Source organism: Anabaena sp. CA = ATCC 33047, assembly GCF_963870205.1.
In the GTDB taxonomy this organism is placed as follows: domain Bacteria; phylum Cyanobacteriota; class Cyanobacteriia; order Cyanobacteriales; family Nostocaceae; genus Trichormus.
On sequence record NZ_CAWMSA010000082.1, the window covers coordinates 30398 to 55630 of the forward strand.

19 protein-coding genes and 1 pseudogene are annotated in these 25233 nt (G+C 42.3%); 12 read left to right on the plus strand and 8 right to left on the minus strand.

Going from position 1 to position 25233, the window contains the following annotated elements; genetic code table 11:
- Positions 1–34 precede the first annotated feature (34 nt).
- Together AACS98_RS22220 and AACS98_RS22225 are read right to left on the minus strand one after the other, a co-directional pair.
- Positions 35–250 carry a hypothetical protein gene (locus AACS98_RS22220; RefSeq protein ID WP_066384198.1) on the minus strand — a complete coding sequence of 72 codons (216 nt, stop codon included), beginning with the start codon at positions 248–250 and terminating at the stop codon, positions 35–37.
- A 396-nt stretch (positions 251–646) separates the two neighbouring features.
- Positions 647–2242, minus strand: coding sequence for a S8 family serine peptidase (locus AACS98_RS22225; protein WP_066384200.1), 1596 nt, complete (start codon positions 2240–2242; stop codon positions 647–649).
- 221 nt (positions 2243–2463) lie between these two features.
- Here AACS98_RS22225 and rpe point away from each other — a divergent pair, with 221 nt between their 5' ends.
- The 3 genes from rpe to AACS98_RS22240 all read left to right on the plus strand — a co-directional run bounded on the left by rpe (position 2464) and on the right by AACS98_RS22240 (position 4486).
- Entirely contained in the window at positions 2464–3171 is a 708-nt protein-coding gene (gene rpe, locus AACS98_RS22230; protein ID WP_066384202.1) for a ribulose-phosphate 3-epimerase, read from the plus strand.
- A gap of 284 nt (positions 3172–3455) precedes the next feature.
- Positions 3456–3659 carry a ChaB family protein gene (locus AACS98_RS22235; RefSeq protein WP_066384228.1) on the plus strand — a complete coding sequence of 68 codons (204 nt, stop codon included), beginning with the start codon at positions 3456–3458 and terminating at the stop codon, positions 3657–3659.
- 320 nt (positions 3660–3979) lie between these two features.
- Positions 3980–4486 carry a hypothetical protein gene (locus tag AACS98_RS22240; protein WP_066384229.1) on the plus strand — a complete coding sequence of 169 codons (507 nt, stop codon included), beginning with the start codon at positions 3980–3982 and terminating at the stop codon, positions 4484–4486.
- Between the two features lie 83 nt (positions 4487–4569).
- Here AACS98_RS22240 and AACS98_RS22245 read toward each other — a convergent pair whose 3' ends face one another.
- From AACS98_RS22245 to AACS98_RS22260, 4 genes are all read right to left on the minus strand, one after another.
- Entirely contained in the window at positions 4570–4782 is a 213-nt protein-coding gene (locus tag AACS98_RS22245) for a hypothetical protein (RefSeq protein WP_066384203.1), read from the minus strand.
- Between the two features lie 3 nt (positions 4783–4785).
- A complete protein-coding gene (locus AACS98_RS22250) occupies positions 4786–5415 on the minus strand; it encodes an HPF/RaiA family ribosome-associated protein (protein WP_066384207.1) in 630 nt (209 codons plus the stop codon).
- Between the two features lie 80 nt (positions 5416–5495).
- Positions 5496–6161, minus strand: coding sequence for a phosphoribosyltransferase (locus AACS98_RS22255; protein WP_066384231.1), 666 nt, complete (start codon positions 6159–6161; stop codon positions 5496–5498).
- Between the two features lie 33 nt (positions 6162–6194).
- Entirely contained in the window at positions 6195–6602 is a 408-nt protein-coding gene (locus AACS98_RS22260; protein ID WP_066384210.1) for a DUF2267 domain-containing protein, read from the minus strand.
- Between the two features lie 285 nt (positions 6603–6887).
- Here AACS98_RS22260 and AACS98_RS22265 point away from each other — a divergent pair, with 285 nt between their 5' ends.
- Both AACS98_RS22265 and AACS98_RS22270 read left to right on the plus strand, forming a co-directional pair.
- Positions 6888–7853, plus strand: coding sequence for an RnfABCDGE type electron transport complex subunit D (locus AACS98_RS22265; RefSeq protein ID WP_066384212.1), 966 nt, complete (start codon positions 6888–6890; stop codon positions 7851–7853).
- Between the two features lie 23 nt (positions 7854–7876).
- Entirely contained in the window at positions 7877–9250 is a 1374-nt protein-coding gene (locus AACS98_RS22270) for a DUF2330 domain-containing protein (protein ID WP_066384215.1), read from the plus strand.
- Positions 9251–9573: 323 nt separating this feature from the next.
- On the opposite strand, the gene ltrA is transcribed toward AACS98_RS22270, so the two are convergent.
- Positions 9574–11292 carry a group II intron reverse transcriptase/maturase gene (gene ltrA / locus AACS98_RS22275; protein ID WP_066384243.1) on the minus strand — a complete coding sequence of 573 codons (1719 nt, stop codon included), beginning with the start codon at positions 11290–11292 and terminating at the stop codon, positions 9574–9576.
- Between the two features lie 580 nt (positions 11293–11872).
- Positions 11873–13067 (minus strand): annotated as a pseudogene (locus AACS98_RS22280) (RNA-guided endonuclease InsQ/TnpB family protein).
- Positions 13068–13345: 278 nt separating this feature from the next.
- On the opposite strand from AACS98_RS22280, the gene AACS98_RS22285 reads away from it, so the two are divergent.
- From AACS98_RS22285 to AACS98_RS22315, 7 genes are all read left to right on the plus strand, one after another.
- The gene (locus AACS98_RS22285) at positions 13346–13996 is read left to right on the plus strand and encodes a hypothetical protein (RefSeq protein ID WP_066384218.1); all 651 of its coding nucleotides are present in this window, start codon (positions 13346–13348) and stop codon (positions 13994–13996) included.
- 825 nt (positions 13997–14821) lie between these two features.
- On the plus strand, positions 14822–17311 hold the full coding sequence (locus tag AACS98_RS22290; protein ID WP_066384246.1) for a two-partner secretion domain-containing protein: 2490 nt from the start codon (positions 14822–14824) through the stop codon (positions 17309–17311).
- The gene (locus AACS98_RS22295; RefSeq protein WP_066384221.1) at positions 17301–20015 is read left to right on the plus strand and encodes a CHAT domain-containing protein; all 2715 of its coding nucleotides are present in this window, start codon (positions 17301–17303) and stop codon (positions 20013–20015) included. Before AACS98_RS22290 ends, AACS98_RS22295 begins: the two co-directional genes overlap by 11 nt.
- A gap of 180 nt (positions 20016–20195) precedes the next feature.
- A complete protein-coding gene (locus tag AACS98_RS22300; RefSeq protein WP_066384224.1) occupies positions 20196–21164 on the plus strand; it encodes a DUF1822 family protein in 969 nt (322 codons plus the stop codon).
- An 84-nt stretch (positions 21165–21248) separates the two neighbouring features.
- Positions 21249–23576 carry a CHASE2 domain-containing protein gene (locus tag AACS98_RS22305; RefSeq protein ID WP_066384226.1) on the plus strand — a complete coding sequence of 776 codons (2328 nt, stop codon included), beginning with the start codon at positions 21249–21251 and terminating at the stop codon, positions 23574–23576.
- A 151-nt stretch (positions 23577–23727) separates the two neighbouring features.
- The gene (locus AACS98_RS22310; RefSeq protein ID WP_066384227.1) at positions 23728–24495 is read left to right on the plus strand and encodes a DUF928 domain-containing protein; all 768 of its coding nucleotides are present in this window, start codon (positions 23728–23730) and stop codon (positions 24493–24495) included.
- A 73-nt stretch (positions 24496–24568) separates the two neighbouring features.
- Positions 24569–25189, plus strand: a complete 621-nt coding sequence (locus AACS98_RS22315) for a cyclase family protein (RefSeq protein WP_084386955.1) — start codon at positions 24569–24571, stop codon at positions 25187–25189.
- Positions 25190–25233: the final 44 nt, after the last annotated feature.

Below are 25233 nucleotides of genomic sequence, written 5' to 3' on the forward strand. Positions count from 1 at the left end.
AGTTGAACGTTAACATCGACATCGGTGATTACATTCAAAACAGGTCATTACTTTTGTTTTGCAATGGGTACTCTGTGGAAGATAATTTGGTTTCGGCAACTGCACTTGTAGTGTTATTCACTTGGGGATAGCCCATAACACTGAAAAAAACTACGCTAGCTGCTGCTAAAACATAACGTCTTCCCAAGTTCACAGCGTAACGTCTTTGAATGAAATTTGCTTTTACATCACTAGATTTCAGCCGACTCATTATATTACCTCACGTGCCGAAGTTTTTATCTATTTACTAAACTTGACGTTGATGCTGTCTTTATAACTAAATATTGCATTAGCATTTACTCAAAATTTGGGCGGTTACAGTTTTGGTAACGGTAGTTTTCAGTCAAGAAGTAAAAAGCACATTTTTAGAGTTTTTTATGATATAATAAATGATAAAATAGTATTTTTTACTACAGAAAAATTAAATTTATTTAGTTGAGTTGCGCTGTGTTTAAGAGATTATTTATTAAGTAAACCTTAAATTGTAGGGTGTGTTAGCTGAGAGTACGGCACCAATAAATACGGTGCGTTCCGGCTAATTCCTACTCTCTCAAACGCGAAAATCCTTGTCATAGCTGTAACACACCCTACTTAATATTTACTTGATTTATCTAGCAGGAACAGTCCACCAAGCTAAACCATAGGGTTGATTTGCTTCATTGACTTGTTGCCGAAATTGCACACGAATTTTATAGTTACCATTAGCGGGAACAGGACAGAAAATGTGTTCTACGCTATCGATTTCACTAACGGAAGCACAAATTACCCCAGCATCGGGTTGTTGAGCGTCAGCTTTGACAAGATAAAGGTCTAAATTATTCAAACCGCGATCGCTAAAGTTTTCACCGATATCATACATTTGGTTTTTGTTGTCATCATTGAGTTCGACCAAACGATCCCAAGTTAAAGTAACAGAAACAAAACTACCCTGCTTTAACGGTTTTGTTAAGGTATAATCAACAGCATTATTTGCCGCAACTTGTCGATAATCCCAACCAATTGACCCAACATTAGTATCTGGATGCCATTGACCAGCACTAAACTGTTGATAAGCGCGAAAAGCATTTAAGTGACCTGTTCCCATTTGAGCATTTAAAGGGATTTTGGGGTCTGTGTAAGCGTCAGAAGCCAGCCAATCTTGGTTTTGTTTATCAATGAGTGTGCGCGTCATTCCCAAGCGCAAACCGTCACCACTATCTTGAACTTTTTCGGCGGAATTAAGTAAGACAGCTTTCATCACTTGATGACGGCGACTATCAACACTCCAGTTGGGTTGTTTTGTGCGGAGTTGGCGATCGCCAAATTCTTGCAGCAAAGCCACCATAGCTGTAACATGAGGTGCAGCAAAGCTAGTACCCGTAACTTTCTTTAATTTACCATCAGGATTCAGCAAAGGAATATTACTACCAGGTGCAACTATACCTATAGCGCGTCGCCCATCCAAATTAAATTCCTTACCTGCTAGACGACGGCTAGCACCTTGATTTACACCCGCCAGATTGGAAACATCAACCTTATTAAAAATTCCTTGCCGACGGGATGAAAAAGCCACGTTGATTCCGTTAAAATTATCTGTAGGAATAGGAATACCACCTTTACCCTGATTACCTGCGATCGCATACACAACATCATGAACACGACTAGACCAGTCAACACATAGCGTTAATAGAGCATTACCATCTAAAACAGCATCAGGCCGGGGGTCACGGTTAAGAGGTTCACCAAAGCTAAAATTAATCGCACGCACATCACCGCCATTTTGCAAAGCTATATGTTGAGTTGATAAACATTCTTCCGCTTGACCCGTATTTTTTGTAGAACCTACCGCAGAAGAATATAATCTCGCTTCAGGAGCAACACCAGGTAAACCCTTATCCCTACTGACCATTACGCCAGCCACATTATAAGCATGGGGGTCAACAGCATTATTAGACTTAGCAGGTGCATTGCGTAAAAAAACCGCCGCCAAAGATACCGCACGATTTTTAGACACCGCCTTATCCCAACCAAACATCCCCGGACGACCGATTTCTACCTGACCGATAGCAATTTTACGACCGAGCAAATTATAAGGAGGTTGATGTAACTTCAAAACATCAATACCATTACTTTCCAAAGAAGTTTGTAAAGCCGAAGCCAAAACCGGCAAACTTAAACAGGAAGCACCTAAACCCCAAATTATCCAAGTTAATTTTTTAGTCATAGTTATTAGTCATTAGTCATTAGTCATTAGTCATTAGTCATTAGTTATTAGTCGTTAGTCATTAGTTTTTCTTCCTCCGCTCCCTCATCTCCCAGTCCCCAGTCCCCAGTCCCTTCCAGTCCCCAGTCCCCAGTCTCTTCCAATTTCCAAAATTCTCAATATTTTGTTACAGTGTTTTGTTACAATGCTTACAGACGAGAACGCTTAAAAACCCACTAGCCATGACCCAAAACCGATCTGAAAAACCCATTGTTATTGCTCCATCTATCCTATCAGCAGACTTTAGTCGTCTAGGTGACGAAATTCGTGCTGTAGACGCGGCTGGGGCTGATTGGATTCATGTTGATGTAATGGACGGTCGTTTTGTACCTAATATTACGATAGGTCCTCTGGTAGTGGAGGCGATTCGTCCAGTTACAACTAAGCCTCTGGATGTCCACTTGATGATTGTGGAACCAGAAAAGTATGTAGAAGACTTTGCGAAAGCTGGTGCTGATATTATTTCTGTACATTGCGAGCATAACGCTTCCCCCCACCTACACCGCACTCTCGGACAAATTAGAGAACTAGGTAAAAAAGCTGGTGTTGTACTCAACCCCGGTACACCTTTAGAACTAATTGAATATGTTCTAGAACTGTGTGACCTAGTATTAATTATGAGCGTTAACCCTGGTTTTGGTGGTCAAAGCTTTATCCCCGAAGTATTACCTAAAATTCGTAAGCTGCGTCAAATGTGTGATGAGCGCGGTTTAGATCCTTGGATTGAAGTAGACGGCGGACTGAAAGCTAACAATACTTGGCAGGTACTAGAAGCAGGTGCAAATGCGATTGTTGCTGGTTCTGCTGTATTCAACGCTAAGGATTACGCTGAAGCAATTACCAACATTCGCAACAGCAAACGCCCCGCACCTGAATTGGCAAAGGTGTAAATCAGTAATTCAAACTTAGTTAAGGCTTAATTTCACTAATTTAGCAAAAATCTCCACTCTTGAAGGGTGGGGATTTTGTTTTTTTAGTGAAAGTTTACAAAAAATGAGTTTAAATTTTTCTATCTTGGGTGAGTTTTGTTTTTTAATATGTTCAATGATTATCTAAACCAGGACTTAAGCAACTAGCACATTAGTAGGGTGCGTCAGATGTCAAAAATCTTTTGATTTTTACCAAATTATTGGCTCTGACGCACCCTATGCAAGTCGGTAAAGGAGTTGAATTAATGCCTTACAAACAAATTCAAGACTTACCAGATTCAGTCAAAGAACATTTACCACAACACGCCCAAGAGATTTTTCGAGCAGCTTTTAATAATGCTGAACAAGAATATGAGGAAGAAGAACGCGCCTTTCGTGTGGCTTGGAGTGCTGTTAAGCGTGACTACGAAAAGGGCAAAGATGGCAATTGGCACAAAAAACCAGAATAGCTGTAGGTAATTTCTTTCTTTAGTTAGAAGGAATTAGGAATTATCACAGTTATTGTGCTTAATAGCAGTAGTAGTAATTAATTTTTTGGGAATTATCGAACTCATAGATAATAGCCTGGAATCTCAGGCAAATTAACTAAAAGTTGAGAAATTCCCAATTTATTTTTTGGATATATATTATTAGCTAGATATAGATTAAATTACTTACACAAGTAGCGGATGTAGCGGGCAAGATGCCCGCACCACAATAATTTTATGATTAGTGTTTGGATTTGCTTTACCTGCAAGCTGCTGTAAATAATTACGAAGTACGAATTATTATGAATTATCTAGTTGCAGTCTTACCTGAAAGAACCACAGCAGAAGCGGCTTACTCTGCTCTAGAACAACAAGGATTATCAGAATCACAAGTTAATATTTTGGGACAGGGTTATAAAAGTGCTGATGAATTTGGTTTAATTAATCCTGAAAAACCAGCCCGCAGACAAGTAAATCGCCTGTTGTATTGGCTTATTCCTTTTGGATTTATTGCTGGCTATGCTTTTAATTGGTTGACAAGCATTGAGATTTTCCCTCAAGCTACAGCATTTGGTAATCAATTGATTGCTGGTTTGTTAGGAGCTATATCTGGTGCGTTAGGTGCGTGGGTAGTAGGTAGATTAGTTGGTTTAACTGTTGGTAGTGGTGATGCTTTGTCTTACCGTAACCGTCTGAATGCTGGTAAATATTTAATTATTGTCCAGGGAAATGAGGGGTTAATCCGAGAAGCTACTCGCGTATTGCGTCAATTTGAACCAGAAAATATTCAAGGTTATGCAAATGTTTAGAGATGTTTGATTGATAATTTGGAGACGCTGCATAGCAACGTCTCTACAGATATATTAGTTAGGAAAAATTATGTATTTTCCTATCAATTTGTGGTTGGCTGTAGTTCTTTTTCGGTTTGGGGATGGGCGTTGTCAACTTGTTGAATTAAGCTTTCCGCCATTTCTACAGCTATCAAGATTAATTGCTGTTCCATTTTGCCACAGCCCCCTTCATCGCTGACTTGGGGGTAAATATGAGGGTTAGACAGCATGGCTGCTAGTAATTGAGATGCGGTTTGTTTGAGTTGACTGTTCATGGTTTACTCCCTCCAGTCTAAGGGCGGTTCAATGACGGGGTGATCAGATTTACCTGCACGCGCACCGGGTTTATCAACTATCTTGACAGTGGTTGCTTGCGGCCCTTCATCACCTTGCTCTACTGTGAAATGTACACCTGTACCGAGTTCTAAGCGGTCAAAGTCGTGATGTAAGACACTATTTCTGTGGAAGTATATTTCTCTACCTTCTAAAGTTTTGATGAAGCCATAGCCTCTATCCCGGAATAGTTTGGTGATTAGTCCTATGTTTGCGCCAATCGCTTCTTGATCTTGGGCGCGATCGCTTTGTTGTTGGCGTTCGGTCAGTTTCAGCAATCTTTGACGGGCTGCATCAAACGCATTGCGGATGACTGCATCCAGTGGTTCATACTGCACACCCTGAGCCGGATTGCTTTCCGCTACCAGTTCATGTCCTGGTGGTACAGTCATGTCAATTCTCACACGGTAGGGCGAACCACTACGCGGGCGATCGTGTATTTTTTCGACAGCAATATGGCAGCTATTGATATAACTGCAAACATTCTCTAACTTGGCTACTTTTTCTTTAATTAAGTTATCAATTGCATCTGTTTTATCTAGATTGCGATAAGTAATTTCTAGTGGTATTTTCATATTATTGTCTAAATTCTGGAAACATCAAAACTAGAGGCTAGGAAGAAGCAGGAGAGCAGCCAGTCCCCAATCCCCAATCACTAATCCCCAACAGGAGATAATGGTTGATGATTATTAGCTTTCTTCAGCAACTCGCGGACTTGCTCATCTGTAGTTTGGGGAAATTCTTCATACCACATACCCACGCTGTAAAATGGGCTGGGTGTGGCAGCACAGACAATTTTTTCTACCTTGTTTTCTAACTGCTGACAAGTTTCAGATGCAGCCACGGGTACAGCAATCACAATTTCTTTAGGTTGCTTTTGTCTGACAGCCAGTACAGCAGCCCACATAGTTGCACCAGTGGCTAAACCATCATCGACTAAAATAACTGTGCGTCCCTGTAATTCTGGAAAAGGTTCATCGCCGCGATACATCGCTTCGCGTCTTTCTAATTCCCGTTGTTCTTGGGCGGCAACTCTGGCAATTACTTCCTCAGAAAAGTTCAATTCGTTGACAATTTGTTGATTAATGATGCGGACACCACCAGAAGCGATCGCCCCCATTGCCAATTCTTCCTGATTGGGTACGCCAAGTTTACGTACTACCAATACATCCAAAGGTGCATTTAAGGCTTGAGCAACTTCAAAGGCAACGGGAACACCACCTCTAGGAAGAGCTAATACTATCACATCTGGCTGGTTAACATACTCTCCTAAATTGCTAGCCAGAGTTTGGCCTGCGGTTGTGCGGTTTTGAAATAGCATGGTGTCACGCTCCTGTAAAATCACAATCCCCTGTTAAGTGTTAACGCGCATTTTTCCTTGACTGCCTGACTCAAATAAGGGATCAAATTCTGATGGTAATTGGGAACGAATATCTTTGATTTCCCCTGGGCTAATAGCTTCAGTCAATACTTCTATGACTGTACGCGCATGATGTACTGCATTGGGCAAGTCTACATTTTCTAACAAGCTGACTCGCTGAAAAAATTCATCTAAAGAGAAGCGCATACCAGCACCAGCATACTGGTGCTGCATATATTGAGCAATGCCTTTTGGCAATTGAGCCGCAGCATTTTGAGGTTCGTTGCCGGCTATGCGTTCGGCTAATGTCTCCAGAGTAGCACGGGTGGCAACTTCTGCATCTCCTCGTGAACTGAGATGAGCGCGATGTTGCACCTGTCCAATAAACTCATCGTGTTGCATATTACCTCCAGATAGGTCTTATTGCTTGAGTGCTACTTCACTGTTTGCTACTCCACTGTTGTTCGATTTTAAATAAGTGAAGATGAAATTTCCTCTGACTAACGAAGCGATATCTTGGCTTTGTCCGTCTGTCTATTGGATGAGTTGAGCAAGGTAAGCTAGGTTTAACTTAACGCTGAAAATTCATCACTTTTTTGTAACAAAATTTGTAACAGCAACATCGTTTCAGGTTCTACTCGTTTAAATTGAGGAAAAATCTAGGGGGAATCCCTGAAGAACGAGTTCATGTTGCTCAAAGATATACGGGATTATCAAATTCTTTTTCTCAGCTTGTTCCTGATTTTGGGAATTGGCACCAGAGATTGGACACTGCGACCAGAATTAATTGTAGTAGCGATCGCCACCTGTTTGGCTACTCAGTTGATTTTAGGAGGCAGGGGTGCAGGGGTGCAGGGGTGCAGGGGGGATGAGGGGGATGTAGCTTTAGCTTCCCGCAGGGTGGGGGATGAGGGGGATGAGGGAGAAATTATTTCCCAATACCCAGTCCCCAATCCCCAATCAAGAGTCCCCAGTCCCCTGAATGTCCGCAGTGCTTTAATTACTGCATTGGGACTCAGCCTACTATTACGGGCTGATCATTGGACGACGATGGCTTTCGCCGCCGCTAGTGCGATCGCCAGTAAATTTTTCTGGCAATTCCACAATAAACATTTCTTCAATCCGGCTAACTTTGGCATCATTTCCGCCTTAGTTTTCACCTCTGATGCTTGGGTTTCTCCGGGGCAGTGGGGTGAAGAATGGTGGTATGGGCTGTTATTTGCTGGTGCTGGAGGCATGATTTTACAACGCATCGGACGCTGGGAGACAACAGCCGCCTTTTTAGGTGCTTACGCCCTACTAGAAGCCCTGCGTAATCTCTGGCTGGGTTGGACTTGGGATGTTTATTGGCATCGATTAATGAGTGGTTCGTTGCTGCTTTTTGCCCTGTTTATGGTGACAGATCCTCGCTCAATTCCTAACGCCAGACTTGGGCGCATCCTTTGGGCAGTTAGCATCGCCATCTTCACCTTTATTCTCCGAAATTATTTCTTTATTCCCACCGCAGTTTTTTGGGCATTGTTCATATTGGCACCCTTAACCATCCTGTTCGATATTCTCTGTGCAGCCCCTCGCTTTTCATGGGCGAGAAATCAACAAGATCAACCTGTAGAAACAGTATCTTGTACGGACGCAATGAATCGCGTCTCATAACTCTCAAAATGAGGTATAAAATAATGCAGCGTTTTCGATTGATGATTCCATTATTGTTAGTATTCATATCTGTATTGTGTTTTGCACCCACAGCTTGGGCATTTTGTGGATTTTACGTTGCTAAAGCTGATACCAAACTATATAACCAAGCGTCTCAGGTAGTGATTGCACGAGATGGCGATCGCACCGTTTTAACGATGGCGAATGACTATCAAGGCGAAGTCAAAGATTTTGCGATGGTTGTCCCCGTACCTACAATCATTAAACAAGAACAAGTCCGCGTTGCTGAACCGAAAATCATAGAACGTTTGGATGCTTTTAGCGCACCGCGTTTAGTAGAATATTTTGATGAAGATCCCTGCGCCCCAGTTGCCCAAAGAAGTCCTGTATTTTTAGCAGCACCATCAGCAGCAGTTAATGAAACAGCAACAGCAAGAAGCGATCGCACTTTAGGCGTAACAGTCGAAGCGCGGTTTAATGTAGGTGAATATGATATCGTCATTTTGAGTGCCAAAGAATCCGGTGGCTTAGAAACTTGGCTCAATCGCAATGGTTACAAAATCCCCAGAGGCGCGAAACAGTTACTCAAGCCTTATATTCGTGCCTCAATGAAATTTTTTGTCGCCAAAGTCAACCTAGAGAAATTTGAAAAATCCGGTTATCAGTTGCTTCGTCCCCTGCAAATTTCCTACCAATCACCCAAATTCATCTTACCAATTCGCTTAGGGATGATTAACTCCACCTCTGAGCAAGATTTAATCGTCTACATCCTCTCACCCAAAGGACAAGCCGAAATTACCAACTATAGAACCGTCAAAGTTCCTTCTAACGTTAACATCCCTGTATTTGTCAAAGAAGAATTTGGCGACTTTTATAAATCCACATTTCAAACAGCATACACCAAAGAAGGTAAAAAAGTCGCCTTCTTAGAATATGCCTGGGATATGAGTAATTGCGATCCTTGTGCAGCTGATCCTTTAACACCAGAAGAACTCAAACAAGCCGGAGTATTTTGGCTAGATGGCGACTCCCAAAACGACGCACCCATACCCCCTAACTTTCGTCGTCCCTTTCTAGTCAGTAACGTCTTCATCACTCGCTTACACGTGCGCTACACCCGCGACAAATTCCCCGAAGACTTAATGTTTCAAGACACATCTAACCGTGAATCTTTCCAAGGCAGATATATCTTACAACATCCCTTTACAGGCGAAGTTAAATGTCAAGCGGGTAAACAATACAGACGTTCTTTACCAAGACGGTTTGAACAAGAAGCCCAAACCCTCGCCAAACTCACCAACTGGAACATCCAAGACATCCGGCGCAAAATGCAATTGACTGTAGGTAATGTCACCAATTCGTGGTGGGAGACTTTATTACATTGGCTAGGGTTGTAGTTGACAGACTTGTAGAGACGTTGCATGCAACGTCTGTACATATCCCAATCCCCTTTAAAGGAAACTTTGGAAGAGAGTGACACGTATTGACACTCCCCGCTCTAAAGAGACGGGGATTCTACATTCACAGACTCGCCATTAAACGACAGGTTTGCACCCTTACGGGTTCGGCAGTCGCTCATGGGGGAGACCCCCAAGACCGCGCTGCCTCACCTATCGCCCAAGAGGGATTAAACTCAACGAAGTTGTCACCAACCCCGTTGGTCTTCAAAACCGGACGTGAGACTTTCACCTCATCCGGCTCCTCAATAATGCAGTGTCTTTCACACATACTTCAAGGTGCTACTATCTCTAGCAGTCTTTGTATCATGGCAATGTCTGTGTAGGAGTTGAAGATTTTTGTATTCATCCTTTCCACCTTGCGATTTAGGGATGATATGGTCAACTTCCAACACATCGTTTTCTCGCAAATATAGTCCGCAATAAGCGCATTTGCCCTTTTGCCGTTTGAGTAATGTAGTTACTCTTGAAGGCATTTCAGGACTTTTCCCCAATCTTGTACTCCAGTAAACCAGGTTGTCGTCATAAGGAGACGATTCTCCTTTAACTTTTACATGACGGACTATGGAGGTGTCGGCATGGTCAAGTAACCGGAAGGGATTTTTGCCCTTTTCCTTGGTTGCGAATACCCAGTTATCACCGCCTATTGTGCGCCAATATTTGTTTTTAATCCACTCCATTGATTTATGTGGATGGCGGCGTTTTGCCCATGTAGCCAGCTTTTGATACACAAGGTTATCTAAATCTGTGTAAGCTACCTTACTTACTACAGTCGCATAATAGTTAGCCCATCCCCGAATAATAGGATTTAAATGCTTGATAAGTGCCACTTGTGACACAGCTTTATGAGCCGTAATAACTTCTGCGATTCTGTCATAGTGTATCTTGAGCTTTTTCTTACTTGGGGTGATGATAGTCTTAAAACCAAGCCTATCTCCATTTGTTGATTTTCCTGTTTGGTACTTACCAACCGAATATTGTCTAATGGTAAATCCTAGAAAATCAAACCCTGGTTTATTTTGTCCACAGTTATTAAGCGTGTGACAGAGTTTCGTCTTGCTTGGTTTTAATTCCAAACCCATGCCATTTAACCATTCAGAGATTATTTCTCTGCACTTTTGGACAACGGTTATGTCTTCGTGAATAATCACAAAATCGTCGGCATAACGAATTAAAGATATACTGTTGCGGTTGCCAGCCTTTCTACCAGGTAGAGTTTCCGCAAATTGTTTAATCCGTTCTTTCATCCCGTGAAGGGCTATATTTGCCAGTAGTGGAGATATTATTCCACCTTGGGGTGTACCCTCAAGTGTTGAGAACAACTGCTTACCATCCATTACTCCCGCTTTCAACCAGGCTTTAATTTGCTTTCTTATGGTGGGGAATGTATTTAATTTTCTTAGCAGTGTATCGTGGTTAATGCGGTCAAAACATTTAGCAATATCGGCATCTAGCACGTATTTGGCTTTGTACCTAATTGCATTGAAGATTGCTTCAATCGCATCATGGCATGAGCGTCCTGGTCTGAACCCATAACTATTAGGCTCAAATCGCGCTTCCCATTCTGGTTCTAACGCCAGTTTGACAAGTGCTTGCAAGGCGCGGTCTTTCATTGTAGGTATACCTAAAGGTCTTCTTTCATACGTACCAGGTTTGGGTATCCATACTCGTCTAGTGGGGTTGACCTTAGAACTCAGTTTGAGTTCTTTTACAAGGCGCAAACGTGCTGCTGGGGATAAGGATTTTACCCCGTCCACTCCTGCCGTTTTCTTGCCTGTGTTGTCCTGAGTTACCCTACGAACCGCAATCAACTTTGCATACCAGGACTTCATCAACGTCTTCTGGAGTCTACGAACTGCTTTTACATCACCACGACTAGAAGCTCTGTAGATGCGCTTTTGTAGCTTATAGACTACCCTTTCGATTTTCTTCCAGGGTATGTCTTTCCATTCCACCGTAGTCTTTAAACTCGTATTAGACATATTTACTACTACTTGTACCTCTACAATCTGCATTATCGTGAGTCCGTCTGCATATCCTTGACATTACTCAAGGCATTCGCTTCTGACTCAATCTTTCCAATTCGCAGCATCCGGTTAGCACCTGCTCAATCATCGACCTGACTGAGAGCATACGAATGGTTACTTCGTTCCGAGAGTTCATACTGTGTGTCTTTAGAGTTCTACTCTCCACCGGGTTTATTGGGAGTGCATATTGGTCGGGAGTCTAACCGCCAATTCCTGATATCCTTTTGCCTTTTGGCTCCAGCATATCAGCCTGATTTCGCTGGTTTTGGGTCACGATGGTTGAAACGTAGATTTACTTTCTTACTCATGGACACTTCGCTCGACGGGTACTTACATTGGCTTGAAGTAGAGCCGCCTTTCACCCCCGCTTCAGGGATTGATGGCTAGTCGCTACCCTGGGGGACATGGCTTAGAACCATGTTCTGTGTGCCGTCAACGCTGCACTTGCGCGATAGGATTTACACCTACATGAAACTCTCAGTTGTCAAGGTTCAGTTCCTTGCGGGTAATCCTCTACTCCTTTCAGAGTTAGTTTCTACCCAACGAATCGCACAGTCTCTCCCCAAGCGTAAGTTCCGGTATGCCCTACCGTACTGAGTCCTAGTCTCAAAATGTTGATTGCTGCGTTAATATCTCTGTCTTGCACATACCCACAATGCGGACAAACATGAGTTCTTGTAGACAGAGATTTCTTCACTTTCTCGCCACAGTGAGAGCAATTTTGACTGGTGTGATGGGGAGGAACAGCAACTGTCACCTTCCCATATTTATGACCAAAGTATTCCAACCATTGACGAAAAGTGTACCAACCAGCATCAGAGATTGATTTAGCTAGATGTCGATTACGTACTAAACCCTTCACATTTAAATCTTCATAGGCCACCAAATCGTGAGATTGGATGACGGAATACGCTAATCTCTTGCAATACTCTTTTCGTTGCCTACTTACTTTTAAATGCTTACGGGCATATCGATTTCTAGCTTTGTGGTAATTGTTAGACTGCCTTTGCTTGGCTTTCTTTTTTTCTTTACTGAACTTCTTAGACTTTTTGCGATTAGCGCGGTTTAACTGTTTCTCTGACTTACGGTAAAACTTGGGGCATTCTTCTACATTTCCTTTAGAATCAGCAATGAAGTAGTTTAATCCTAAATCAAGTCCTACTACTTGTTGAGTTGGCTGTGTTTCAACTCTAATATTTACATCAATGGCAAATTGAGCATAATATCCATCAGCACGACGCACAAGACGCACTCGTTTAATTTGCTTGATGTCATAGTAGTTTAAGTCATAAGTACCCTTTAATTTGAGAGTACCTATTCCTTTTTTGTCAGAGAAAGTAATTGCTTTCCTAGATTCTGATAGTTTCCACCCGCTTGTTTTATATTCAACAGAACGACAGTTTTTCTTAAACTTTGGAAAGCCCTTTTTACCTTTAACTTTCTTTTTGCAATTATCGTAAAACCGAGCTATTGCGCTCCAAGAAAGTACCCTACGGGAACGCTACGCGAACAGCCGCAGATTGTCTAGCCATTGAATTGAGTTCATCAGCAAAAGGAAATTCAGAAGCTAATACCGCACAATATTTATTAAGATCATATTTGCCCACACCTTTATTATCCATCCAGTAGCGTAAACACTTGTTTTGGATAAATTGGCTAGTACGAATAGCCTCATCTATTGCTTGGTATTGCTTGTCTTTTGCTTTAACTTTGAACTCGTAAATTATCATGGCGACGACCTAACAACTAGGATATTATGCTAAACTGTAAAGCATAATCTATCAACAAAAAGAATATATCGCTGGATGCTCAAGCCCTTGGTTGGCTTTCATGAGGCAGTGCGTTGGGCGGGTTTCCCGACTTGAAGCAACTACCGTCCCCTTGCCTAAAGGACGGCTAAGTTTTTCCGCCATGCTCCAAAACTTAACCTCAAGGGTTTTCAGCCTATTTTCTTATAATATATTCTTGCTGAAGCTTATCACCTGTTGCCTGGTTTGCCCTGATGATCATGGTAGAATTCGATGAACAGCTACGTAACTTAGCTTCTCAAGTTTGTGGACATCCCCCTGGTAGTCCCCAACGTCAGAAGCTACTCACGCAAATTATTCGCCTTAGTTCTCAAAAACTTTGGCGGGAGAATACTCCCTACTACCAAGACGCATTACAACAAACTTGGTTGTATTTTTGCCGTAACATTTGTGAAGGTTTGACAGGGCAGAAATATGATCCTACCTATGGTAGTGTTGTCACTTGGCTGAATGCCTATTTAAAACGCAGATTACAAGATTTTTATATCAATCAAACTAAAGAACAGGCGACAACAGTATCATTAAGGGTTCGCCAGTCTAAATCAGGTGATAAGAGTGATACTATTGATCCTGTAGAAAATTTAGCAGCTACCCCAGAAGCACCACCAATTTTAGACGAATTAGAAACTTGGATTAAAACAGATCCTACCGGAGAGTTACGCAACACTCATATTAAAGGCCGTCCTGATGTTAACTGTCAAGTCTTGATTCTCAAACGTCTACCGCCGGAAGTGAGTTGGAAAGAATTATCTGAGCAATTTGGGCTAGCTGTTCCCACCTTAAGCAGTTTCTATCAACGCCAATGTTTACCCCGCTTGCGTAAATTTGCTGAGTCAGAAGGATTGATTTAAAACAGAGTAATGGAAATGAGCGATCGCTCTGACGCACATCTGGTATTGTAGGGTGGGCATTGCTGGCAATTTACTCCAACCCTGAGTTTGACATTTTTGGCAATGCCCACCTATTCTGATTAAGCATGGCGTGATGACTTAGATAAAAGTATTCTAAAAACACGACAAAAATTACTAAAAAACAGTAAATTATTCCAGCTAAAAATCAGCTATTACTTATAGTTAACCTTTAATTAAATTTACCAATCATTTAGCCATCATCAACATCATAACTTTTCACTGTTAATTGCTAACCAACCCCCAAAATTTTACCCATTAACCCATTCACAAACAACTTGCAACAGTTGCTAAATGACATTTTTGTAGGGTGGGCATTGTTCGAGTTTTCCTGAAAAACTGAGTTTTATGTTTTTGGCAATGCCCACCTATTCTAATTGAGAATGGTGCAAAACATGACTTAATACACCTGACTGAATAATTCAATAATATTCAGTTAAAAAAATATAGTTATGACTTACGCAACTGGTAAATTATTCGGGTGCGTCAGATATCAAAAACCTGTTAATTATTACAGAATAATCTGCTCTGACTCACCCTACCAGCAAGTTTTATTATGACTGCAAGAATTTTGAATTTTGAATTCGGAGCGCAGCGACGTGACACTTGCGTAAGTCCTCATAGTATTAACAAGGCTGGTTTGTAATCAACACGAAGCGTTTTGAGAAAAAAGGACTAAAGTCCTTACTACGAACTTGTTATATTAGGTGAATGAATGTGTCTTTATTTATCTTTAAAAACAACTCGAAGCAACAATTGTGTATTTGGATGAGTAGTTTAATATTGTTGCTATTAAATACCAAATCAACAACAGCAGAAATAATTCCAGATACAACACTACCTATCAACTCTACTGTCACACCCGCAGACAACATCAGAATTATTGAGGGAGGTACTCAAAGAGGAGAGAATTTATTTCATAGCTTTCAAGATTTTTCCTTTTCTCGAACCACGAGAAATAGCACCGGAGATACAGCCTTATTTAATCATGATTTGACTGTACAAAATATTATTACTAGAGTCACAGGCAGTTTACCATCTCGGATTGATGGCTTGATTCAAACTCGCCCAGGTAGCACAGCTAATCTATTTTTAATCAACCCAAGAGGTATAATTTTGGGTACAAATGCCATTTTAAATATTGGCGGTTCTTTTATAGCGACTACAGCTAACAGTGTCAAGTTTGCTGATGGCAGAGAATTTAGTGCTAATAACCCTGAACCTTCAGCATTATTAACAATTAGTGTGCCTGTAGGTTTACAGTTTGGCAATAATCCCGGCGCAATTGTACAACCCATTTCTCCATCTATCCCTTTGGGGTTAGAAGTTTCTGAAGGTAAAACTTTAGCATTAATCGGCGGCGATGTATCGCTAACAAATAGTTTTTTAGCAGCCCCAGGCGGCAGAATCGAGTTAGGAAGTGTGACTAACAATAGTTTTGTCAGCTTAAATCAAATTGAGCAAGGTTATGCTTTAGAATACACAGATAATAGTAGCTTGGGAAATATTCAACTGACAGGAGGTACAGTTGTCGATGCCAGTGATTTTCCCATTCTCAATCGTGGTGGTGCTATTCAAATTCAGGGCAGAAATATTACGCTAGATGATGCTTTAGTTTTTGCTGTCACCTTCGGCTCAACAACGGGTGAGAATTTAGTCATCAATGCTAGGGAGTCACTGACTTTAAATAATAATGCTAATATCGCGACTGCGAGTCAAGGTGAAGGTAAAGCGGGAGATATTTTCATCAAATCCCAAGATACTATAGCACTAGGTTCAACATCATTTATTGGTTCACAAGTTTGTCCTTTGGGTGGAAACTGTGGCAACGTTACAGGTAACGGCGGTAATGTGACTGTTGAAACTAGACGATTATTACTACAAGATGGTGGAGGTATAGAGGTTTCCACATTTGGCAGAGGAAATACAGGCAATATTTTAGTCACAGCTACAGACAGCATCAACCTAATTGGTGAAACTCCAGATGGAGATATTCCCAGTGGTATTTTTGCTCAAGTTGATTTGAATGCTATAGCTAATGCCGGAAATTCCGGGAATATTACCTTAGAAACCAGAAATTTAACGATAGCAAATGGGGCGCAGATATCTAATGCTGCGCGATATCGAGGCAGAGGGGGAAATATTACAATCAACGCCGCAGATAGTATCTTGATTAGTGGGGCTTCACCATTTGCCACAACTGCGCCTGTAGATATTTATCGTAGTGGTATTTTTGTTTCTGCTCAACCCGGTGCGACAAATAACGTCGGTTCATGGGATATTAATACTAAATTGCTGACTGTAGAAAATGGGGGTAGAATTACCGCCGATAATTTTGGTGCAGGTGAGACAGATATCCAAAAGTTAAATGTCAGCAAGTTGATAATTCGGGATGGGGGAGAAATTAGAACTGGTGTATTTAGTGTAGGTGCTGGCGGCAGTTTGATTGTCAAAGCTACGGATGGTGTAGAAATCACAGGTAGTGGAAGAATTGCAGATAGCAGTATTGTTAGTAGTTTATCTAGTAGAAGTGAAGGCGAAGGTAAGGCGGGTAACTTAATTATTGATAGTAGAAGCCTACTCATCAACGAAGGCGCAGAAGTCACTGTTAGCAGTCAAGTTAATGGTGAGGCAGGAAATTTAGAAATTACAGCCCGTGAGGTGAAGTTAGAGCAAGGTAATATGACTGCATCTGGTGGTGGTAATATTACACTGAACCTCAGAGGTTTATTGCAACTGCGCCATAATAGTCAAATCTTTACCTCTGCGGGGGGGGATATTGCGATTAATTCACCATTTATCGTAGCTTTCCCGCAAGAAAACAACGACATCACCGCCAATGCTCAAGGTGGTAGAGTGACAATCAACAGTAAAAGCATTTTTGGGTTAGTTGTGCGTAGTCGAGACGAACTTGAGCAAATTTTGGGAACTACTGACTTAAGTCAACTTGATACGCAACTTCTAACAACTAATGATGTTACAGCTTTTTCTCAACCCCTGCCATCCGTAAATGCCGGAGTCACGATTAATACCCCAGATGTAGAGCCTAGTCAAAGATTAGTCTCACTACCCACAGATATTTTATCCCAGCCGATGACTATAGATTGTCACCCTGCCTCTGGTGTACCTCAATCCGATAAAATTATGGAAGCTCAGGGCTGGGTGGTCGATGCTCATGGGAATATTGTTTTAGTTGCTCAAAAAACAACTAATTATCTACTCCCTTGGTTGTCGTCTGCCGCTTGCCATGTTCGTTAATCAATTTGTAAAAGTCTTTCGCCACTATTTTGCAGGTAAACACCCCAAAATCAAACTCAGTTTATTGATATATTTTCAGGTTGGTTTGCTTTTGACAATCAATTTACCTGTATTGGCTGGGGATTGGCAAAAACTCAAGATAGGAAATTCTCAGCCTGTGGTTGCTTTGGGGTTGGATGCGCCGCAGTTGGCTAATTCTCAGGGTGGCTTGTTGATAGAACAGGGTAAAACTTTATATGATGCTGGTAGGTTTGCTGAGGCGGTGCAGGTATTACAACAGGCAATCCAAGCATATCAGCAGCAGGGGGATAGTCTGAAATTGGCTGCTACTCTGAGTAATTTGTGTTTAGCCTATCAACAAATGGGGGATTGGCAAGCAGCAGAGAAGGCGATTAAAACAAGTTTGGAATTACTGCAAGCCCCGAAAAATCCCAAAAATCTGCAAATATTAGCCCAAACTCTAGATATTCAAGGGCGTTTGCAATTGGCGATGGGGAAACCAGAGGCGGCTTTAGAGACTTGGCAGCAAACAGCAGAGATTTATCAGCAAATTAACAACCCAATTGGTGAAGTGCGATCGCGCATTAATCAAGCCCAAGCTTGGCGCACACAAGGATTTTATCGTCGGTCTGTGCAGATTTTGGCAGAGGTTAATCAAAAATTACAATCACAACCAGATTCTTTAGAAAAAGCGGTAGGATTGCGATCGCTTGGTGATGCTTTGATGGTAGTCGGGAATTTAACTCAGTCGCAGACTATCTTACAGCAGAGTCTCACCGTTGTCCAAGGTTTACAACTACCTACAGAGATAGCAGCTAGTTTATTTAGTTTAGGCAACAACGCCAGAGCTAGACAGCAAATACCAGAAGCCATTAACTACTATCAACAAACAGTAGCCAAATCTACCTCACCCCTTCCGAAAATTCAAGCCCAACTTAATTATCTCAGCTTGCTGATTGACAATCAAAAATTCGTCGATACTCAACCTTTAATCCCCACAATTCAAGCTCAACTTAACCAACTCCCAGTTAGTCGTGCTTCTATCTACGCTCAAATTAACTTTGTGCAGAGTTTAATGAAATTGAGCCAGCAGCAAGCAGCAGAAGGCAGAAGGCAGGATACTGAAAATGTATTTTTCCCCAATCCCCAATTCCCAATCCCCAATAATCAACAAATCGCCCAAATTTTAGCGAATACAATTAAACAAGCCCAGATTTTAGCAGATAAACGCGCCGAAGCTTACGCGCTGTTAAGTTTGGGTAATTTATATGAGCAAAATCAACAATGGCGAGATGCCCAAAACCTGACTCAACAGGGATTAGTGTTAGCGCAAGGTAGCAATGCGGCAGACATTACCTATAAATTAGAGTGGCAGTTGGGGAGAATATTATGGCAGCAAGATAACATATCAGGTGCGATCGCTGCTTATGATGCGGCAGTGGCAACCCTCAACTCTCTCCGCAGTGACTTAGTAGCTGTCAATCAAGACGTACAGTTTAACTTTCGTGATAGTGTAGAACCAGTTTATCGGCAATCCGTAGAATTGTTACTCAAGTCGGAAATCACCGAAGAAACTTTAGATAAAGCCCGTCAACGGATGGAAGCATTACAGTTAGCCGAGTTAGATAACTTCTTTCGGGAAGCTTGTCTACAAGGTCAGGCTGTGCCGATAGATACAATTGTAGACCAAGATAACCCCACCACAGCCATTCTTTACCCGATTATTTTGCCGGAAAGATTGCAGGTGATTGTCAAACTGCCTAACAAACCCCTACAGGATTACAGCACAGCCGTTAATCAGCAAGAAGTAGACAAAATTCTGGGGGAATTGCGAAAAAATCTCGTAAATCCTACGGCTACCAAAGCTCTTAAAACCCAGGCACAACAAGTTTATAATTGGTTGCTCAAACCGATTGAATCCGAACTGATTGCTAGTGGAGTCAAGACATTAGTATTTGTACCAGATGGTGGGTTGCGTAATTTACCGATGGCGGCACTGTATGACGGAAAGCAGTACCTCATAGAAAAATATGCGATCGCTCTGAGTGTCGGGTTACAACTCCTTGATCCCAAACCCATAGAGCGTCAGCAACTCAGAGCCTTAACGGCTGGACTGACAGAACCCCCGCCAGAGTTTCCCAACTTTGCACCCTTACCCGCCATCAAATCAGAAGTCAACTTAATAGCCAGTGCTGGAGTTGACATCACCAGTCTTTTAGATCAGCAGTTCACCCGCGAAGCACTAGAAAAAGAAGTAAATACTGTTTCATTTAACGTACTACATTTAGCAACTCATGGACAATTTAGCTCTCGTGCCGAAAATACCTTTATTTTGGCGGCTGACGGCCCAATTAACGTCATTCAATTCGACACCCTACTTCGCAGTCGCAACCAAAACCAACCAGGAGCAGTAGAACTATTAGTATTAAGTGCCTGTCAGACAGCAGCCGGAGACAACCGCGCCGCCCTAGGTTTAGCCGGAGTCGCAGTCAGAGCCGGCGCACGCAGCACCGTAGCCTCCCTATGGCAAATTGATGACGAATCTACAGCCTTGTTCGTCGGTGAATTTTATCGAGAACTAAAAACCCGCAAAGTTACCAAAGCCGAAGCACTCCAACAAGCTCAACTCAAACTCTTGCGACATCCCAACTACCAAGCCCCCAGCTTTTGGTCTGCCTATGTTTTAATTGGGAATTGGTTGTGAGTAGGGATTGGGGATTGGGAACTGGGTAAAAGTTTTTCTCCCTGCCTCCCCTGCACCGAAAGCACCCCTACCTCATCACTCATCCGCAAAAAAGCGTCTAATTTTTATTAAACTTGTGGCATAAATTTAGTTAATTTGGGCGATATGTACACAGCAGCATTGATCACTGGGGATTGATTTATGACTAACAACACCTTCAAACTAGAAGATTTCGCAATTTCTCTGCCAATTTCTCAAGCGGCTCGGACAACTGCCCAAAAGTTTGCCCTGCGACAACCTACTCCAGCGAAAGCCGAGCAAGTGAGGCGCAATACTTTGGCTGTCTGGGTAGTGAATGACTATTTACAAATGATGGATATTCCTACTAACCTCACACAGAGTGACAGTTGGAACCCGATTATGCAGCTTTGTGCGAATGTGGCAGATTTGGAGGTGTCTTCAGTTGGTCGTTTGGAATGCCGTCCTGTAGGGGAACAAGACGAACAATGCTTAATTCCTGCGGAAACTTGGGAAGAAAGAGCAGGTTATGTAGTCGTGCAGATTGATGATTCATACCAAGAAGCAAAACTTCTAGGTTTTATCAAAACAGCAACAACTGAAACACTGCCTTTAATTCAATTACAACCCATCGAAGCGTTAATTGATCGCTTGGGGCAATTGAGAACTTCCCCAGTCGATCCGCTAGTAAATCTGAGTCGGTGGTTTATCGGTCAAGTGGAAGCTGGTTGGCAAACAGTAGAATCCTTGTTAAATTCCCTAGAATCCAGACCTGCTTATGCCTTTAGGAGCTTTCTCAATACCACAGATGCAGTAGTTGGACAGTCAGAAGCAACCACTAAAAGAGCTAAACTGATTGATTTAGGTATCCAAATTGACAATCAACCAGTGATGTTGATTGTGGAAATTACCCCGGAAGCTAACCAAAAAACTGGCATCCGTCTGCAACTTCACGCTACAGGTAATCAAGTACATTTACCGAATGGAGTCCAATTAAAAGTATTAGATAATACAGGAGCTACATTTTTAGAAGCACAAGCCAGAAGTGCAGATAACTACATACAGTTACAGTTTCGCGGTGACATCCAAGAACAGTTTAGCGTTCAGGTATCATTGGGTGATATGAGTATTACAGAAAACTTTGTCATTTAAATTTAGTCATGAGTAATTAAATAAAATTCCAGACTGGTTGGTTGGAATTGTGCATTTTCAGGAAGTCTGAGCAAAAGAACAGTCATGGCTAAGTTAGTAGTGCTGAAATTCGGAGAAGGTAGTTTAGAGCAGGGGTTTACCGTAACTCTCCAGATAGGGGAAGAAAGCGATCGCCCCGCTACCGAAATCACAGGCAAACTCCCCCCTTGCCCAGAAATGATGCTTTACTACAGTCGTTGGCAGTCTAGCTATCTTCAGTTAGGTCATCGTTACCGCTTAGATGCAGACAAAATTCAAGTTACAAATGTTTCAATTACTCAAGACTGCCACGAATTAGCCCATATTTTACGCGCCCGGTTTAATACCTGGCTACAAACCGAAGGGTTTCGCTCCCTGCGGGAAAAATGGCTAGAGAAATTGCAGCCCACAGACCAAATTAGAGTAATTCTGCAATCAGAAAACAACCAATTAATCAGGCTACCTTGGCACGCATGGGATTTATTAGAACGCTACCCCAAAGCAGAAATTGCCCTATCATCACCAAGCTACGATCGCATTCATAAACCACGCACCCCCAACTCGACAGTTAACATTTTGGCAATAGTCGGTAATAGTCAGGGAATTAATACCCAGGCCGATCAAGCTGTTTTACAAAATTGCCCGAATGCCGACGTTTGTTTGATGGTGGAACCACAGCGTAAAGAATTGACAGATCACCTCTGGGGTAAAAACTGGGATATCTTATTTTTCGCTGGACACAGTTCTAGTCAAGGAAATAATACCACCGGCAAAATTTATCTGAATAAAACCGATAGTTTGACCATAGGTGAACTTAAATATGCCCTCAAACAAGCCATACAAAGAGGTTTACAACTAGCAATTTTCAACTCTTGCGATGGGTTAGGTTTAGCGCGAGAACTCGCTGATCTGCACATCCCCCAGATGATCATCATGCGCGAACCTGTTCCTGATCAAGTAGCGCAAGAGTTCTTGAAATATTTTCTTCAAGGGTTTGCTAATGGTGAATCTTTATACCAAGCAGTGCGACACGCCAGGGAACGATTACAAGGATTAGAAGATAAATTTCCCTGTGCAACTTGGCTACCAATCATTTGTCAAAATCCATCTCAAATTCCACCCACTTGGGATGAACTGATCCAACCCCAAGAAATAGTTTCTACCCCACCAGTGAAAAAAACACGCCAATTAAAAACAGTGGCGGTGTCTAGTTTAGTAGTGACGGCGGTAGTTTGTGGTTTGCGGTTGTTGGGGGGATTGCAAACATGGGAATTGCAAGCATTTGACCAAATGATGCGATCGCGTCCTGAAGAAAGGCCAGATCCGCGCCTGTTAATAGTCACCATCGATGATGAGGACTTAGCCACTCAACGCCGCAATGGTGAAGTATTAAAAGGAACGTCTATCTCAGAAAAATACCTGAAGAAATTACTAACAAAGCTGAATCAGTATCAACCCAAAGCCATCGGTTTAGATATTTACCGTGACTTTCCAGCCGAAAAACCAGAGTTAATTACTCAACTTCAGCAAACTGATAACTTAATTGGAGTATGTAAAGGCAGTGATACCACAGCTAAAACCAAAGGCATAGAACCACCACCGGAAATTGTCCAAGAACGTCTAGGATTTAGCGACTTCATTCATGATGCTGATGGTGTGGTGCGTCGCCATCTGATGTTTATGAATCAGGAGACAGCATCATTATGTCCGGCTCCCTATGCCTTTAGTACCCAACTAGCATTCCGCTATCTCTCGTCTTTAGGAATTCAGCCTCAATTTACCTCTGATCCATCTCCCAGTTTGCAGCTAGGTAACAAAGTTTTTCACCGCCTCTCACCTCACACTGGCGGTTATCAAGGTATAGATGCTAATGGTGGTCAAATCTTACTCAACTACCGTGCTTCTAAGAAAATTGCCGAACAGGTAACACTCACCCAATTGTTATCTAACCCAATTAACCCCAACGCCATCAAAGACCGGATTGTGCTGATTGGTGTAGCCGCAAAAGGAGATTTTCCCGACTATTGGGCTACACCCTACGGCAAATTGTTAGACGAACAAATGCCGGGGGTAATGGTACAAGCCCAGATGGTAAGTCACATCATCAGTGCTGTTTTAGATAACCGTCCATTATTGCGGGCTTGGTCGCCTTGGTTTGAGGTGATTTGGATTAGCCTTTGGTCGGGAGTCGGCGGTTTAGTCGCTTGGCAATGGCGGTTGTTACCCAAATTAGGTTTAGCTATTGGTGTAAGTTCTGGTGTTTTGTATGTCTGCTGTTTTGGTCTGTTAATTGTAGGTGTTTGGGTTCCCTTTGTACCCTCAGCCTTATCTTTACTGGCAACAGCCACTGTAGTATCAATTCAAAACTCAAAATTTTTAGTTATTAGTCATTAGTTATTAGTTATTAGTCATTAGTTATTAGTTATTAGTCATTAGTCATTAGTTATTAGTCATTAGTTATTAGTGTTTCTCCTCCGCTCCCCTGCCCCCCTGCTCCCCTGCTCCGAAAGCTTCCTACCTCCGTCCACCATATTTAATACAACTTATGAAACTCTTACTGTCATTAGCTCTTAGCTGTACAAGTTTATTAGCATCTCAAACTTGGGTACTGGCAAAACCAGCACTATCAAATTCAACTGTCACCCATACCCAGAAAGTTAGTTTTACTCCACCACCAGCACCTACTTCCGAACCACCCCCTGGGGGTCGTGTTCGTGGTGGTGCTAAACGGGGTTCTTGTCCATTAGTGAAGCCGGAACTCACCGCTTTAGTACCGTTCACCCAAGACGCGCCCACAATCACAAACGTTTGGGGATTGACAACACAGGAGCATCCGACGCTAATGTTTTATCTGCCGTACTTCGGCAATGTCAACTATCCCACAGAATTTGTCTTGCAAGACCAGGAGTCAAATTCAATTTACCAAACTGCGATCGCTCTCCCAGCAAAACCAGGAGTTATTAGTGTTTCTCTACCTACCAACATTTCCCCATTAGCAATAAATCAACGCTATCGCTGGTTTCTCACCGTCTACTGTGATCCAGAAAAACAATCACCACCAATTTACGTTGAAGGCGTAATCAAACGAGTTACCCTCAACCCAACCACTATTCAGAAGTTAAAAACCGCAACCCCTCTACAACAGGTTGCCATCTATATCCAAAATGGCGTTTGGCACGAAGCCGCAGTTACACTAGCCCAATTACGTCAACAAAATCCTCAAGACACAACCATTCAAGAACAGTGGCAGAATTTGCTGACTAGCATTGGTTTGAGTGATATTGCAAATGCACCATTGCTGTCGAATCCTTGATTGGGGACTCTTGATTGGGGATTGAGTCATAATTGAGCGTTCTTTTCTTCTCTGCTGCGTGTAATATTTAGGTGTGAATACTATTAATTTCTCACGCGTTATACATTTAAGTCATGTAATTGACACAGACATCCCGCAATGGCCTGGTGATCCTCCAGTGGAGTTTACCCCCGTTGCCGAACTGCAAGATGATGGCTATCATCTGCGGCGTTTTTCTTTGGGTGAACATAGTGCCACCCATATTAATGCACCTAACAGTTTTTATCAGGCTGGTGTAGGCATTGATCAATATTCTGCTCAGTCGTTGATTGTACCTGCCGTAGTCATAGATATCAGTACAGCCGCTACAGTTAATCCTGACTATATCCTCACTATTGCTGATGTGATGGCTTGGGAGGTACAACACGGTGAGATTGCCTCTGGTTCTGTAGTGCTATTATATACAGGCTGGCAGAATAAATGGTCTGATAAAAATGCCTTTTTCAACCAGGATGCTGACGGAATTATGCACTTTCCGGGTTTTGGTCGTGAGGTGACTGAGTTTTTACTGCAAGGAAGACGGATTGCAGGTGTAGGTATTGATACACATGGTGTAGACTCCGGACGAGAGCAAAGTTTTACTACCAACCGCTTGGTACTAGCACAACAAGGTATAGTCTTAGAAAATCTCAGTGAACTACCTACATCGCCCTAGCGGGTCGATGTAGGCTTCTGGCACATTTTTAATGTTTCCAGAAC